Source organism: Flavobacterium sp. ZB4P23 (genome assembly GCF_003970375.1).
Taxonomy (GTDB): Bacteria; Bacteroidota; Bacteroidia; order Flavobacteriales; family Flavobacteriaceae; genus Flavobacterium.
The window spans coordinates 15493-31813 of sequence record NZ_RYDK01000003.1 but is presented as its reverse complement, the minus strand read 5'-3'; the positions used below and the strand labels follow the sequence as shown (position 1 = coordinate 31813).

Sequence of the window (16321 nt, the reverse complement as noted above, 5' to 3'; positions counted from 1 at the left end):
GGGGTCTAGATTTAAAAAGAGAGGACTTTTCTCCCATTTTTTTGCATAAAAAGGTCTGATTTGATTCCAAAAAAAAAGCTACACGTAATGCAGCTTTAAATAATTATTATTTTTTTGAATCTTTTTTATTGGGTAATGTAGGAGTTTAAATGTTGAATAGTCTCTTTTTGGATCTCGATTATAGCCTTTACCACATCACTTATTGAGATAATTCCAATTACAATTTCATTTTCCAAAACGGGCAGGTGACGCACTCTTTTGGCACTCATCAACTCCATGCAGTACTCCAAATTATCCGATGGACTTACTGTAACCACATCCGTCTCCATGATTTCATAAACAAAGGCTTTTTTTGAAGATTTTGCTTTCAGAACAATTTTCCGAGCATAATCTCTTTCAGACAGCACACCTTTCAAAATCGTATCTTCAATAATAAGAATTGCTCCGATGTTTTTTTCACTCATCACTGACAATGCTTCGTAAACAGTGTTAGTGGAAAGTATGGAATACACTTCCTTCCCTTTAGTACTTAAAATTTGATTAACTGTCATAATTGATTCATTTAGTGAATCATAAAGTTAAAAAAAATATGCATTCAAACAACAAAAACTTTTTTTTAAGCTCTAAAATATAGCATCAGGAGAAACCAACGCTCCTAATTTAGCTTTTAATTCTTCATTCAAAATTTGTAATCCATATTGATAGGACGCATTCACCCAGCCAAAACCTTCCTTTGCGATGTAATCAAATTCAGTCCCTACATTACCATATTCGGCAAAAACTTTATGGGAACTGATTTCCAAATCAAATTTTTCCGGGATTGTTCCATTATAATCCACTGCATTTCTAGTAATCAACCACAACCATCGGTACACCATTTCTTGTGCTTTATCTAGATAATTATAGTTAATCAATCCTTCCCACAGCAACATTTGGTGCGGTGCCCAACCAAAAGGATAATCCCATTGTCGTTGCGGCACCTCTTTTGAAGCATTAGCAATACTAGCCTTAGTGCTTCCTGTAATTCCACCTGTTTTCACAAATTGCGGCAAAGCAATTTCCACTAATTTTTTGGCCTGATTTTCATCACATAACCCAGCCCACAGAGGAAAAAATGTTGTCGCCGCTTCAAACGGGAACTGCTTATGGCTCACAAAATCATAATCAAAATACATACCTGCGTCCTCGTTCCAGCACAATTCATTCATTTTATCTTTACGGGAAAGTGCTTTTTGCTCCCATTCTTCTGAAGTGTAAAGGATCTCGCCACTTTGAAAAGCATTACTAAAATATTCTTTTATCAAGTAAGCGACATCTTTTTCATATTTGTAAAGAAAACTATTGACATCTACTGAATTCAAATTAGTACACGTATTTATCAGGCGGTTTGTTGTATCATGCCCGCTTTCTCTCATGCTTCGATCATGAACAAAATAAATGTCCAGTTCGTCATCAACAAGCGTTCGCTGTAAATATTGTTTTTCAAATTCTCGAATAGGTAAATTGTATTTTTTAGCATACGGCTCTAAAACATCATCAAAATGCCCCGGTTCTACTTCAAATGGCATTCCAATTCCATCAGCTTTATACCTGTTTAAACCTGTTGGGGTCAAGCGATTTCCTTGCACCATCCAAACTGTATTGTACTCCAAAATGACCGTTTCCAAATGACTTGTTAACCAGTCTACACTTGGTGTTTTCTTTTTTGCAATTTCGATTAGCAAAGAAGAATACAAAGGCGGTTGTGTTCTGGTCAAATAATAACTTCTATTCGCATTCAGAATTTTACCATACTGTATAATTTGGTATTTAAAATTTTCAGCAATTGCGATTGCTTTGTCTAATTGACCATCTATTAACAAGCCAACGCCAATAAAATAGCTGTCCCAACCATACATTTCGTTGAATCTTCCACCAGGAACAACAAAAGGCACACCTTGCAGACTGTATATTTTTTGTTCCAAAGCCAAAGCCAGAATTCCTGGTTTTTCATTTAAAGTTTCCACATATTCCACCGAATAATTCTCAGGCAGAATTTCAACTTTAAAATTTGGCAATTCTTTTTCTAATTCTTGAAAATAAGCAACTCCCGTTTTGTCTTTGGCAGCAACATAAAGTGTTGCCACATCACTGGACGTTTTTTCATCTTCAATAATTTGTTTCAACCCTTTTTTATCAATGGTACGAGTCAGTTCCTCCCAATAATCATCCTTGATTTTTCTTGAAATTCGGTGAACTGGATTCTCTTGAATGCGACTCAAATCGACTTCACCCAATACTGAATTCGCTTCCTTAAGCTGCGCTAATTCCTGTAATAAATTGGACAAATGATATGTACCTATGATAGCCACTTCCTGTTTGGTGTTTTCGTCAACCAAAACAAATTTTTTAGGCCCATTGTCGTCTTTCGTGATTTTTTTATCCTGATCTGTATCCTCTTGAAGCAATAGTTCTTGGAATACTTTGTCTATATTGAGTATGAATTTCATTGTTTAGCGGTAAGTTTTTTTAAAATAAAGAAAGAAACAAGCAGTAATGACATTGGAATTAAAGTGTAATAAAAGGCGTTTTCAGGGCCTTCATTTTTAAATAAGTAACCAATAACTCTAGAGCCCAAAGTGCCACCAAGTGCTGAGAAAACCACAATTAAACCAGTCATAGAACTGTGTAATTTTTTTGGCAAGGCACTTAAAACTACTGAATTTAAAAGCGGATAAATCGGTGCAATAAAAAGTCCTACTAACGGAAATGCAAATCCTATCAAAGGAATATCGCTTAATGAATTGATTTCTTTGACATTCAATCCAACTGTTTTAGGAAGTACAAAAATCACAATGAGCATAGCTGCTATAATACAAAAACTGAGTACCCAAATCCAATTGACTCTTTTAGTAATTACCCCAGCAACAAGTCGGCCTACAGCCAATGAAATAGCCAAAATACTCGCCATCATGATACTGATATTCTCCGGAAGATGCAACACCTTATTATTGAAAGTAGGCAACCAAGACATAATTCCCTGCTCAATCATTACAAATAGGAATGCGCTGATTACAAAAACGATGGTTAACAGTTTCGCAAATAATTTGAACATTTGTTTGAAGTCATCAGCTAGATCAACGCCCGGAATTTCAATTTTATTTTCGAATTTAGTAAAAAATAAAAAACCAAAAGACAATAACGAAATACCGGCCAATAACCAATACACGTTCAACCAAGCATCTGGATTCGCATCTGAATTAAAAGCCGGAAACAAGAAATACGCTAATGCAATCCCTATCATAAACACGCCTTCAATGCTACTCATCAAACTATTGTGTTCGTGTTGATTGGTTGTTATGGTTCCAATAAGTGAATACACCGATACTTTTATCAATGCAAAAGAAACGCCCACGGTAGCAAAAAGCAATTTGGCCGTTCCAAAAGAATTTCCATAATACATACTGACGCAAGCTGCTGAAACCAAAGCCAAACCAATAAGCATAGCTTTCTTATATCCAATTCTGGGTAAAAACGAAGCGATTAAAAACGAAACTATAGCAATGGGCAAATCCTTGTATGCTTCCAGAACACTGGCTTGAAATTCATCTACACCATAATTTTTTTGCGCCTTTAATATCACAATTCCCACGCTGTTCAGCAGAATTGCAAATACAAAGTAGTTGAGATACATAGCTAATTTTATAGTGCTTTTTTTCATGTTTTATCTATTATAACAATTAATTTTTATTCAAAGACATTACAAATCGGAATTTAAATATTCCTGAATATCTATTCCTTCTGGCAATCTGCCTACATTCTGAAGTTTCAATACTGCCAGTTTCTGTGCAATAGTTATTGTTTCTTCAAAGTTTTTATTCAACAATTGTGCATATAAAAAACCCGTCCAGAAAGCGTCTCCTGCTCCTGTGGTGTCTTTAATATCTTCTACCGGCAATGCTTTTTGATGAAACCTTCCATAGTCAACATTAGACAATACTACGCCATCTTTCCCTTTTGTCAAACAAATCGTTGAAGCGCCCAAGCTATGAAAATAATCAAAAATAAAATTTTCGGTTTTTTCTTCCGCAAAAAGACGGTAACAGTCATCTTCGCTTAATTTTACCAAAGGATTTGTTGACAAATAATCCTTTAAAACCTCACTTGCCTCTTCCCGATCAGGCCAAATTCTCTCCGAAAAATTAATATCAATACTCGTTTGTAATCCTAATGCTTTCGCTCGTTTGGCACTTTCCACAATAGTGGTCCGAGCTGGATTTTTGCTTAAAGCAAAACAAGTCGTATGGAAAATTTTAGCACTTTCCAGTAAATCATTCGGTATTTGACTTTGCTCAATCTGACAATCTGCTTCTCTGTACGGAATAAAATCCGGCGTACTTGTCGATTTTGAAACAAATATTACAGACGTCGGATGACTTTCTGATATTCTAATTTGTGACGTAATGACATGATTTGCTTTTAACTTTCGAACAATATATTCGCCTAAACCATCTTCTCCACAGGTGGCCACTAATACTGATTTCAGACCCAAACGCGCAGCATTTACGGCCAAATTTGTTGGCGAACCGCCCAGAAAACGATGGTAATCTTTGGTTCTATTTATAGACGTATTCATTTCATGACCAATAAAATCAATCAAAACTTCGCCTGCACATAATATGTCTATTGACTTTTTCACTTAAACTAAAAATTTAAAATTTGTATGTACACTTTGGTGCAACAGCACCGTTGCTGCGCCACTCCAAGCGCAAAAAGGAACGCCGTTTGGCTCTTTGGTTTCGCTATTAAAATTTTCGTAGAAACTAAAATTTTCAATAGCGTTGGCTTCATTTATAGCCGTTAAAAGCGCCTCTGCTTCCTTATTATTTCCTTTCGAAAGCAAAGCCAGACCATAAAAGCCATTGACCATGGACCAACTTCCACCGTTATGAAACTCATTAGGGTAATTTCTGAACTCGTATTTGCAATTGTTTTTAAGCAAATTCCAGTCTAAATCAGTTTCTTGTATTGGTGGCCAAAAAGCAGGTAACAACTGCAATTTCATTTCGTTTTTGAGTGCAATTGAATATTCTAAAATTGAATTTTGAAAATCTTCGGAACCAATGTTTAAGTACAAAGCCAGCGAATTTGCAAAAGCATCAAACTGTGTTTTGTAACCAGCCGGTGAAAAAGAACACGGCATGTATTTTTGGAAGTTCAATTCATTATATGCACGTTCGTGGTATTTTTCACCAACTGAATTTGGAGTGAAATTAATTTCTAGTTGCGCTGTTATTGTTTCAATCTTTACGGTAATATCCTCGTCATGTGCAAAATGATTGTAACTTTTTAAGGCCCAAATTCGGAGTAATTGATCATACAAAACATAGCCGTCCGTAATATATTCATCCGCCCAATTTCCTGATAATGGCACATACAAAAGGCCTTTATTGTTAAATTCCCAGGATTCCAGGAGCGCAAAACACTTTTCAATTTCAGTATCGTATTTTGCTACAAAAGTAATGTCCTTTGTATAATACGCATATTGGCAGATCCCAATTACAAACCAAGTCACGGCGTCGACTCTTCCTGCCAATCCGCCATAACTAACCTCAACTTGCTCGCCAATTGTCATCACGTTAGACGGAATAGTGCCATTTTGATGTTGATTACTAGCTAATGTTTCTAATGTGTTACGGAATGTTTCGATCAATTTTTTATCTCCCGAGGCCAAAGCCGCCAATCCACAAATCACTCCATCTCGGGCCCAGACTCTTTTATAGTTGGAAATATTTTGAGCACTGGCTAGAAATCCTTCAGAAGAAGACACTTTCTCAAGCAACTCCATTGCTTTTGTATAATTCAAATCACTGTTCATATTATTGTCTTGAAACATTTTTACTTTTAATCAAAAGAGTACAAAAAGCACCGATTAGCATCAGAACACCAGCAAAAGTAATGGCTTGGCGAGCATCATTGTCTAAGAAATTCTTTAAAATATAACCAAAAGAGAGATTTTGGATAATCATTGGAATAACAATCATCATATTAATAATACCCATGTACACTCCATAGCGCTCTTTTGGAATAACAGCAACGACCATCAAATATGGTATTCCCATCATACTGGCCCAAGCAATTCCGTAACCAATAATTACTGCAAAAAATATGTATTGATTTTGCACCATTGGAAACCATAAAAAAGAAACGGCTCCAAATAAAAGACAGACAAAATGAATCATTTTTGCACCGTATTTTTTAGCTAATATTGCCAAATAAAAGGCAATTGAAAAAGTAACTATAAATCCAAAAGCACCAATTAATCCGTTCCATTCTACCGCTTTTTCATAGCCCATTGTATTCATCGGAGTTACATTCCACACGGACAAAGCAATACTTTTCGAATTATTTTGCCAATAGCACATCATGGCATACCATTGAAACAAATACACCAGAAACAGTTGCCACATGACCGTTGGCATTTCTAAAACTGCTTTGTAAATATCGATAAAAGGCGAAAAAATATTTAGAGGTTCTGCTTTTAAGATAGCTAATTCTTCTGCTGTTGGCGGGATTTCTGTAGTTTTACCCATACTCCACCAAATGGAAGTTACTGAAAGAATTGCTCCTAAAAAAAAGGAGGCATAAATCCACGTTGGTAGCGATCCTGTATATCCTACAAAAATAATTGGAAACAGAAAAAGGGAAATATAAGCCAAAAACTGTCCGAAACCAGTAAAAAAACTTTGCGCCTGAAAACCTGTTGGTTGTTGTTCTTCATCCAGCGTATCCGCAATAAAAGCCCGGTACGGTTCCATAGCAGTATTGTTACCAACATCCAGAATCCAAAGCAAACCTGCAGCCATCCATAAGGAACTGCTAAATGGGAATAGAAATAAGGCGATACTACAAATTATGGCTCCGATAAAAAAGTACGGTTTGCGCCTTCCCCACCTTGGATGCCACGTTTTATCACTCATTGCGCCAATAATGGGTTGAATCAATAAGCCCGTTAAGGGTCCGGCAAGATTTAAAATAGGAATTTGATCCGGACTTGCATGTAAAAAATCATAAATAGGATTTACGGCACTTTGTTGCAAGCCGAAACTGTATTGTATGCCGAAAAAACCAACATTCATATTGATTATCTGCCAAAATTTTAATTTTACTTTAAAGCTCATTTTGGTTGGTTGATTTATTAATTTTATCTAAAAATAATTTTAATATTGCCAATTAAAAACAGATTAAAAACAAAAACGTTTTCGGAAGACCCGAAAACGTTTTCGATTATTTTAAATCAACGACAATCAACCTTTATTTTGAAGCAAAAGGAATGATGATTTTTGTTTCCCATTCTGATTCTACACCCCCATTAAAAGGATTTGAAAGAAAATGCTCTAATGGTTTATTCTCTAATTTATAGCCATGTAGTTTCGCATAATCCAACAACGTAAACCAAGATCTGTCTGAAGTTCTGAAATTACCAAAATATGTTACCTGAAGACCCTTTAACGCCGGTATAATTTTAAATTTGACATCACTATCCGGAACATATTTTGTATTTTTGGAAATCGGAAAACAATAATTAAAACTAATAATTTCTTTATCTTGATTCCAATCAGTAACTTCCAAATAAGGACGATAACCGATTATTTTTATTTTATTTTTATCTAAATAACCTACAATTTTAGCATCAAATTCAATCATAGTCTGTGCTTTTTCTTGCAAAATACTTTTTAAAGAAATGTAAGCTACATATATTTCTTCAGATGATCTTTTACCGTCTATTCTTATTTTAAAATCGTCAATATGATCTTCAAGTCCCATTTTAAAAGATTTTATTTTCTCTATTTGTTCCGTCCTAAACTTGGTTGAAACAAAGGGAGCTGTTAATCTATTGTAAAAGGAATGATTTAAATCTTTTATTCCAACAGTAATACTGGTCATAGAATCGTTTACTGATTTCATATTCCAAGTGTATTCCATTTCTTTATTTCCTTTTTTCATCTGATGTTTGATGAAATCAAAATTTCTTTTTTCTAAAACAGTATAAAATTCATTTTGATTTTTAGTCTGTGTTGTTGTCCACTCTATAATTCCTTGAGAAATAGTTCCTGTTGCAGCATTAACTTTAAAAGTAATAGTATAATCCGATTGCTTTAATAAAAAATACCATCCTAAAAAAGAAAATAAAACGACAGCCGATAACCACTTTAACTTATTATTCATTGTATGAATTTGATTTATTTAGATTTGAAAAATTTGATTTTACTATTAATATATGTCCCTAGGTTTGTACCTTGAACTACCCCATTTTCAATTGCGGCTCTATAATGAATGCCTCCATACAACCTACTAATAGAAGCTTCTGCTGCAGCTTGCTTAAACGATTTAAAAGGTCTTTTAGGCAACCCAAAAGAAACTTCTGAGTCATCGATATAACTAAAATTATCTCCAAAAATAGAGGTTAGAATAATTGCCGAACACGACGAAACTACAGAGTGTCCACTTACATATTCCGGAAAAGGAGGTGTTTGTAATTGTGGTCTCCAGTTTTCATCAATGTTTTGATTGATATACGTTTCAGGACGCACAACATTACTCCTATACTTTTCATCCCAACAACTAATGAAGCTCTCAAAAATTCCGATAGATGTTATAGTGTAAGCAAAAACAGTAGTTTCAAAATCTGATTTCGATTTTTTTAAGGCTATTTTAGTGATATTAATCCAATGTGCATCCGGTGTATTTTTCTTCTTTGCAAACATCATGTGTCCCTGTATGACTGTAGCATAGGGATTACAATCCCAAAAGGAAGCTATAGCCGATTCCTCAGGAATTGGTTTGCTTGGATTTTTTTCGACTTCAATTAATTTTTCAGAAATTAAATTTCCGACATCATAGGTTTCTTTTGCCTCTTTATAAAAAGCAGAATTTTTATCCGTAGAATAAGGATGAGGTGGGATGGCTTTAAATTGAGAGGCTGAATCCATAACCAAAGTTCTTATTTCGCCCCAATGAGGCTCCACACCATCCATATAAGAGGGCGGCGTTGGTTGCCATCGGCCGGGTTGATCTGCATACACTGAAAACTTAGGAAAAGTACGCGTTTGTTTATAATTATCTTTCCCCATCCACATTTTTATTCTGTCTACCACTCTTAAAGCGTACGCTTTGGAAACATCAAATTCTTTTTGATTTTCAGCGCTCCATTTTTCATACAAACTGTCTCTATATTTTTCTATAGCTTCCTCAGAAAAAATCAATTCTTTACTCACTTCAATATGGGCAATAAGCGCTGCCAAATTTTTATTCACTCCACTTTTCGGATCTAGTTTAGGAATAGAATCCAGTCCTTTTAACTGCCCTTGTAAACTTTCGTATTTCGTGCTATTTTGTGCCATAATCTCGTAAGCTGCAACATTGGGATAAACATAAATTCTACTCGCTACTGGAGGAGAAAATATGTCATGAACCATAATTCCTGTTACTGTATCTACTGCAGCACAAAAATCAGCTGATGACACTTTAATTGGCATCTCTTTGCCACAAGAGGTCAAAAAGAGCATTATAAGTCCTAGAAGATAAATTTTAGAGTTCATTTTATAGGGTTTAAGTGAGTTGTTTTCATTAAATTAGTTCTTAGCTGAAGGCATTTCGTACAGCTCTGCCTTTTTATTATTGATGGTAATTAGCAGGTATTTTTTGCCTTTAAAATTGATAATCCCCAGATGCTTAACTGCTTTTTGAGTCAGATCAATTCCAATTTGATGCCCTAACAAGATGGTTTTTTCATTCTTGATTAAAGCACCGGAAAACCCATCAAATCTACTGTGATATGGAGTCACTCCAAAGTAATTTCCCGCAGCAAAAACTTCTTCCCTAGCATCTGAATCAAAATTAGATTTCACAAAACTGGTGATAGGCGCTACTTGCATTTTATTGGAAAATGGAACAAAAATAAATTTACCCTTGTCATTTCTTAAATACCCCGATTTTAAATTATGAACTTCATACAATTTTGCTTTGTCTAACATTTTGGGATCAAAAACTTCCTCTAGTGTTTTTCCAGCAAAGGATTTATAGCTATTGAATTTCTTTTTCAACATTCCACTGAATTCTTCAGCTAATTCATCTAAACCTATTGTAGTATAGTATTTTCCGTTTTTTTCGATCGCAACAATTGTTTCAAAAGTGTCATTCGTATCAAAATCATCGTAATACATTTTCATAGGGAATTCCGGAGAGGCTTTGAATTTTGAATTCATTCCCCAGTTTCCAACCAAATAGTCTTGATCACCATCATGGTCAATATCAAATGCACAAATAGACTGCCATAACCCATTCTGATTTCCTGGTAAAAGACTTTCTGTAACCTCTTTAAAGCTTCCTTTTATATTGGCAAAAAATTTAGGTTTCATCCATTCCCCTACTACAATCAAATCTAAGTTTCCATCATTATTAAAATCAGTAACCAACGCATCAGTAACCATTCCAATTCCTGCGAAAATTTTACTTTGAACTATCGAAAACACACCTTTATTATTATTTAACAAGTAACAATCTGGCATTCGCCCGAAACTATTATATTTAGAATTATTTCCGACAAACAAATCTAAATCGCCATCTTTATCATAATCAATTGTTTTAATAACAGAAGCATTCATTGCCTTTGTATCTGGAAAAGCACTTTTAATTAGCGTATTTCCCAAATACAATCTATGAATTAGATCAGCAGCATATTGTCCACTTCCAGAAGCAACTATTAAATCATTTTGCTTATCCCCATTGAAATCAGCAATCACCGCCGAGGCATCTTCATAAATGGAATCTAAGTAAATTGAATTGAATACTTTTTTTGAAAATCCTTTTCCATTTTGAAGGTAAATTTCGGCTAACTTCCCTTGTGATCCTCCAAAGAAAACATCTTCTTTACCATCATTATTCAAATCTCCAACAACAGTTGCCGGTCCACGATCAGAACGTTGATATGGTATTAATTTTTGAGCTGTAAAATCAACAAAGTCATTTTCTAGATGTGTAAAATCGATTCCTAAATTGATTTCTGATTTTTTAAAAATAGGCAAAATAGCTGGATGTAATTTTGCATAATTAAATACTTTACGCCCCGAATTAGCTTGGATTGTAAGCGTCTGATTCGTTTTTACATTTTTCAGGGTTTGGATCGTTTTATCCGGCCAAATTACCTGAATAGAATCTACTTGCTTTATTTTTCCGTAACCAAAATGAATTATGGGTTCTGAACTCGATTGAAAACCACGTGTAGTCTGAATTTCTTTAAATTGTTTTTTGCCTTTTACAAACGAAATCACTTTACTTCCTATTCCGAAAGTATTCTTTCCTCCAAAACGCAATTTTAATTTTAAATAATTGGCTTTATTATTAGTCCTGTTAATATAAATGGAAGCCACACTATTCAAATTATTGGTTACAACATCCAAATCACCATCATTATCTAAATCGGCATAAGCACCACCATTTGAAATAATGGAATCGTTTTCTATCCATTCATTAGATTTGTTTTTAAATTGCAAATCTTTAGCTCCTTGAAACACATAATTGGTTACATTGCCTTTAGGCATTTTCTTTAGCGCTTGTTTATCCAATAACTTAGTTGTATTAAGTTTGGTTTTTACATGATCATTTGAAAAATACTTTATGTAATCCAAATCATTTGGCCGTTTCGGAATTCCATTACAAATAAAAATATCTTGTTCACCATCTTGATCATAATCAGCAAATAAGGAGCTCCAACTCCAATCTGTTGCCGCTACCCCACTCAACAAAGCTGTTTCTGTAAAATGTTTCCCTCCCTGATTAATTTGCAACATATTTCTGGTATATTGATAATGATACCCTAATTTTTCTGTTCTAACCTTCAACATTTGAGGATTATCGTCACCCGATGAAGATTTTAAGACTTTTTCATCCTCAGGCAACATATCCAATGTAATTATGTCCGGAAAACCATCGTGATTGATATCAGCGACATCTATTCCCATCGAAAATCGACTAATATGACCAAAATAATTCTTCATACTTTCTGTAAATGTCCCATCTCCATTATTTAAGTAATAATAATCATCTTCATGAAAATCGTTACAAACATAAATGTCTGGATTGCCATCCAAATTAAAATCAGAAATCGCTATTCCTAAACCATAGCCATTAGCACCTCCAAAAATACCCGCTTGTGCGCTTACATCAACAAATTCGCCATCATCATTTCTAAATAGTTTATCTCCACTTTCATAATTTCTTTTATTTCGAATATCAGCTTTGCCATAAGAAGCTTCCGAATGAATCGCATGATTTAACAAATACATGTCTAAATCACCATCGCCGTCGTAATCAAAAAACGCTGCCGAAGAACTGTAATTATCAAGATCTAATCCGTATTCTGAAGCACTTTCAGTGAAGGTATTATTTTTATTATTAATAAATAATTCATTATGACCTTCAAATCCATTGATTCCTACCACTGCACAAACATAGATATCTAAATACCCATCGCCATTGACATCGGCCATAATAGAACCCGTTTTCCAATCACTTTCCCCCTCTATGCCAGCTTTCACAGAAATATCCTCGAATTTATTGTCGCCCTTATTGAGATACAACTTGTTTTTCCCTTGATTGGACGTAAAATAAATATCTACTAAACCATCATTATTAATATCACCCAGAGCGACCCCGCCTCCATTATAATAATAGAGATAATCTAAAATCGAAATATTTTTTGATTGATCTAATTGATTATTAAACTTTACATTACTTTCTTCGGGCGATAGTTTTTCAAATAATAGATTTTCATTCTTTGAACAACTAATAAATAGCAATGACGCTAGACCTATTTTAAAAAAATTATTCATTACTTATAAATAGTTTTGGAGTATTATTATTGAGTACTGCTAAAATAGCTATCGTATTATTTTTGTTTTTAACTATTTTAATCTTTTGCACTTCTCCAGTTAAAAAGAAACCAGAATTAGCATAAGGAAGCCAAGTAAAATCACCTTTTTTACTCCCTAACAAAACACTTCCATGATTGGCATCTAATCGCCCAAATTGCGGTTTAAATTCATATTGATTTCCCCCAAGTATGATATCTAAAATTCCGTCCTTATTAACATCCACGACACAAGTAGTATTTACAGATGAAAATTGCACTTCTTTTGGTAATATTTTTATTTCAAACTGACCATTACCCTTATTAATAGCAACAACACTTTCCTGAATCACAGCCGTTTTTTGTAAAGAATTGCCGACTACATCTTGAGCAAATATTTCTTGAACTGATTTGTTCGCATAATCAGCATAACTTAAATTTTTCTTTTTAATAGATGGAATCTGTTTTGCCAATTCTTGTTTTAAATGAATTGGCATATCTTTTCCTTCAATAGTACGAGTAGTAATTTGTTCAATAGTTCCATTATTGTCAAAATCATTGACAAATAATTTCATAGGATTTTTAGCAGAAGCTTTATAAGTTGTATTAGTTCCTTTATTCCCAAAAATAAAATCTTTTTTACCGTCATTATTCAAATCCACACAATTTATTGAATTCCAAAAACCTGAATAACCAGTCAAATTTGATTTAAAAATAGCCAAACGTCTTCCTGTATTTTTAAAGATTTGTGGAGCCATCCAATCGCCTACTACAATCAAATCTTTCTTAGAATCATTATCAATGTCTTCCCAAACCGCATCAGTAATCATTCCAGTCGAGTTGAGTTTGAAGGCTTTTTTATCGATAATATTTGTAAAATTTCCTTTGCCATCATTTTCTAATAATAAATGTTTTGGGTCAATACCATAGACTCCTGGAACACTTCTACTCCCCACAAAAACATCTACATCCCCATCACTATCAAAATCACAAGGTGCAATAACTGATACATTATTAGTTGTTGGAATGGTAGTTTTACTTTTTATGAAAATCCCTTTGCCATTATTCAAATACAAACGGTTTTTATAATTGGCTTGATCCGATTTCTCATTTCCGCCTGAACCTACAAATAAATCTAGGTCTCCATCATTATCAGCATCAAAGAAGCTAGCCGCTGTATCTTCAAAATCAGCATCTACATCCAAATCTTTTTGAACTGTGACGCCAAAACTATTGTCTCCTTTGTTCAAATAAATTTTTCCTGATTGTCCTTTAGCACCTCCAATAAACACATCATCATTCCCATCACCATTAATATCTCCTACGGCAAGTGAAGGTCCCTCTTGTGATAGCATTCTAGAGATTAATCCTTCATAATCAAAATCGATGTAATCATTTTCCTTATGAGTAATAAAGTTTGACTTCACCTCTTTAAACAAGGCTTTTGACTGTGTTTTTTTAAAGATATACTCTTTTTTAGCATTACCAATTGATAAATTAATAGTTGAATTGAGAATTACTTTTTTTATCGTTTGCGATTTTCCATTTGGCCAAATTACCTGTAATGAATCTATTTTTTTAGTTCCAATACCAAACGTCATTACATAATCAATAGAAGATTGAAATCCTCTTGAAGGAATTAACTCTTGTCTTATAATTTCCTTACCTGAATATAATTCAACTACACTACCGATAGCAAATTTATTTTGATTATCTCCTTTCAATTTTACCTTAACAAAATGATTTGCTTTGTTTTTCTCTGAATTATTTCTGTAAACAAAGGATTCCATATTTACATTATTCACTACTAAATCTAAGTCACCATCATTATCTAAATCACCATAAGCCGCACCATTAGAGAAACTTGGCGTATCCAAACCCCAATTTATCGCATTATTTGTAAACGTCAGATTATGATTGTTTTTATAAGCGTAATTTGAGATAGGCGTGCTTGGCATCTTGGCTATAATGGTTTCAATATCTTCTTTTTTACCTGTAACTACCATTTTCTGCAAAAATTCATTTGCAAAAAAGTCCATAAAATCTTGATTTGTCAAGTCATGATAGATCCCATTACAAACATAAATATCTTTATACCCATCATTATCCATGTCAAACAACAAGGCTCCCCAACTCCAATCCGTTTTAGCCACGCCTGCATAATTAGCTATTTCAATAAATTTATTATTGTCATCATTAATCTGTAAAGTATTGGACATATATTGATTAAAAAAATCTAAATTCAATTTTCTAGTCAATAAATCATAGTTATCAAAACTAGTTGTTGTTTTTAAACGGGCATCCCCTTCTGGCAACATATCAGTTGTAAAAACATCAGATTTACCATCATTATTAACATCCGCTAAATCTGCCCCCATAGAAGATTGACTTATATGGGTTGCCCAACCTTGAATTTGTTCGGTAAACGTTCCGTTTTTATTATTGATGTATAAATAATCTCTTTCATAAAAATCATTTGAGATATAAATGTCTGGATATAAATCGCCGTTAACATCCCCCACAGTCACTCCTAAACCAAAACCAATCAAACTACTAAAAATACCCGCTGATTCACTAACATCAACAAATTTCCCATTGTCATTACGCATCAATTTATCACCACCTCCTTTAAGGATTTCAGCAACATCCCAGTCTTTATCTCGTAATTCTCTTTTATTAGAATAATTTAAGGTCCCAACCGGAATAAAGCTGTTATTCAAAATATAACAATCTAAATCCCCATCCTTGTCATAGTCAAAAAAGGCCGCATGGGTTGTAATTCCAGTATCCGCAAGATTGTATTCTGCCGCTTTTTCTGTGAAAGTAGTATTCCCGTTATTTATATACAACTGACTTTTTCTTATAGCATCAATATTACTTCCTGCATCACAAACATAAATATCTAGCAAACCATCACCATTGACATCCACCATTACTACACCCGTTGACCACGCTTTTTCACCTTCAATCCCTGATTTTGTTGAAATGTCTTCAAATTTAAAATTGCCTTTATTCAAATACAACTTATTTGTGCCTTGATTAGAAGTAAAAAAGACATCCGCCAAACCATCATTATTGATATCACCAATTGCTACACCGCCACCGTTATAGAAATTACGATATTTAAAGATATTCATATTCTTACCATTTTTCACCTCATTCTGAAAACTAATACCCGTTTCAGAAGCGTCTAATTTAGTAAACAAGGAATCCGAATTTCCTTTAGAACAACTTATAAAAATTATAAATAGAAAAAAACTCGCAATACACTTCAACATCTTAAAAATGAATTAATTTAAATAAATATAAGCACGCAATTTATGTTTTTTTCAGTTTATAAAAAAATTAAAAAGAGCCAAAAAAAGTGTGAAATAAAACAAAAAAAGAGCTTCATAAGAAGCTCTCAATTATAAAAAATTAAGAGAGCAATAA

At 33.7% G+C, this 16321-nt stretch carries 10 protein-coding genes; all 10 read right to left on the bottom strand.

The genetic code is table 11. The annotated features are described in order from the left end of the window. Positions 1–125 precede the first annotated feature (125 nt). The 10 genes from EKL99_RS05680 to EKL99_RS05635 all read right to left on the bottom strand — a co-directional run bounded on the left by EKL99_RS05680 (position 126) and on the right by EKL99_RS05635 (position 16167). Positions 126–551 carry a CBS domain-containing protein gene (locus EKL99_RS05680; protein ID WP_126458474.1) on the bottom strand — a complete coding sequence of 142 codons (426 nt, stop codon included), beginning with the start codon at positions 549–551 and terminating at the stop codon, positions 126–128. A 72-nt stretch (positions 552–623) separates the two neighbouring features. Further along, the gene (locus EKL99_RS05675; RefSeq protein ID WP_126576547.1) at positions 624–2489 is read right to left on the bottom strand and encodes a trehalase family glycosidase; all 1866 of its coding nucleotides are present in this window, start codon (positions 2487–2489) and stop codon (positions 624–626) included. Next, positions 2486–3700 carry a sugar MFS transporter gene (locus tag EKL99_RS05670; RefSeq protein ID WP_126562617.1) on the bottom strand — a complete coding sequence of 405 codons (1215 nt, stop codon included), beginning with the start codon at positions 3698–3700 and terminating at the stop codon, positions 2486–2488. Before EKL99_RS05670 ends, EKL99_RS05675 begins: the two co-directional genes overlap by 4 nt. 39 nt (positions 3701–3739) lie before the next feature. Then, a complete protein-coding gene (locus EKL99_RS05665; protein WP_126458466.1) occupies positions 3740–4678 on the bottom strand; it encodes a carbohydrate kinase family protein in 939 nt (312 codons plus the stop codon). Beyond that, complete coding sequence (locus EKL99_RS05660; RefSeq protein WP_231507383.1) at positions 4679–5875, bottom strand: glycoside hydrolase 100 family protein; 1197 nt, start codon at positions 5873–5875, stop codon at positions 4679–4681. Then, entirely contained in the window at positions 5859–7160 is a 1302-nt protein-coding gene (locus tag EKL99_RS05655) for an MFS transporter (protein ID WP_126563410.1), read from the bottom strand. The genes EKL99_RS05660 and EKL99_RS05655 overlap by 17 nt, the downstream gene beginning before the upstream one ends. 133 nt (positions 7161–7293) lie before the next feature. Further along, complete coding sequence (locus EKL99_RS05650; RefSeq protein WP_126576546.1) at positions 7294–8208, bottom strand: hypothetical protein; 915 nt, start codon at positions 8206–8208, stop codon at positions 7294–7296. A gap of 14 nt (positions 8209–8222) precedes the next feature. Then, positions 8223–9581, bottom strand: a complete 1359-nt coding sequence (locus EKL99_RS05645; RefSeq protein ID WP_126458457.1) for a vanadium-dependent haloperoxidase — start codon at positions 9579–9581, stop codon at positions 8223–8225. Between the two features lie 33 nt (positions 9582–9614). Continuing rightward, positions 9615–12872 carry a VCBS repeat-containing protein gene (locus EKL99_RS05640; protein ID WP_126576545.1) on the bottom strand — a complete coding sequence of 1086 codons (3258 nt, stop codon included), beginning with the start codon at positions 12870–12872 and terminating at the stop codon, positions 9615–9617. Then, positions 12865–16167 carry a VCBS repeat-containing protein gene (locus EKL99_RS05635; protein ID WP_126554758.1) on the bottom strand — a complete coding sequence of 1101 codons (3303 nt, stop codon included), beginning with the start codon at positions 16165–16167 and terminating at the stop codon, positions 12865–12867. The genes EKL99_RS05640 and EKL99_RS05635 overlap by 8 nt, the downstream gene beginning before the upstream one ends. Between the last annotated feature and the right edge of the window lie 154 nt (positions 16168–16321).

Excerpts from the sequence above, each read along its gene's own strand:
- EKL99_RS05680 (WP_126458474.1), bottom strand. The coding sequence starts at position 551 with ATGACAGTTAATCAAATTTTAAGTACTAAAGGGAAGGAAGTGTATTCC.
- EKL99_RS05640 (WP_126576545.1), bottom strand. The coding sequence starts at position 12,872 with ATGAATAATTTTTTTAAAATAGGTCTAGCGTCATTGCTATTTATTAGT.
- EKL99_RS05675 (WP_126576547.1), bottom strand. The coding sequence starts at position 2,489 with ATGAAATTCATACTCAATATAGACAAAGTATTCCAAGAACTATTGCTT.
- EKL99_RS05645 (WP_126458457.1), bottom strand. The coding sequence starts at position 9,581 with ATGAACTCTAAAATTTATCTTCTAGGACTTATAATGCTCTTTTTGACC.
- EKL99_RS05660 (WP_231507383.1), bottom strand. The coding sequence starts at position 5,875 with ATGTTTCAAGACAATAATATGAACAGTGATTTGAATTATACAAAAGCA.
- EKL99_RS05635 (WP_126554758.1), bottom strand. The coding sequence starts at position 16,167 with ATGTTGAAGTGTATTGCGAGTTTTTTTCTATTTATAATTTTTATAAGT.
- EKL99_RS05650 (WP_126576546.1), bottom strand. The coding sequence starts at position 8,208 with ATGAATAATAAGTTAAAGTGGTTATCGGCTGTCGTTTTATTTTCTTTT.
- EKL99_RS05655 (WP_126563410.1), bottom strand. The coding sequence starts at position 7,160 with ATGAGCTTTAAAGTAAAATTAAAATTTTGGCAGATAATCAATATGAAT.
- EKL99_RS05670 (WP_126562617.1), bottom strand. The coding sequence starts at position 3,700 with ATGAAAAAAAGCACTATAAAATTAGCTATGTATCTCAACTACTTTGTA.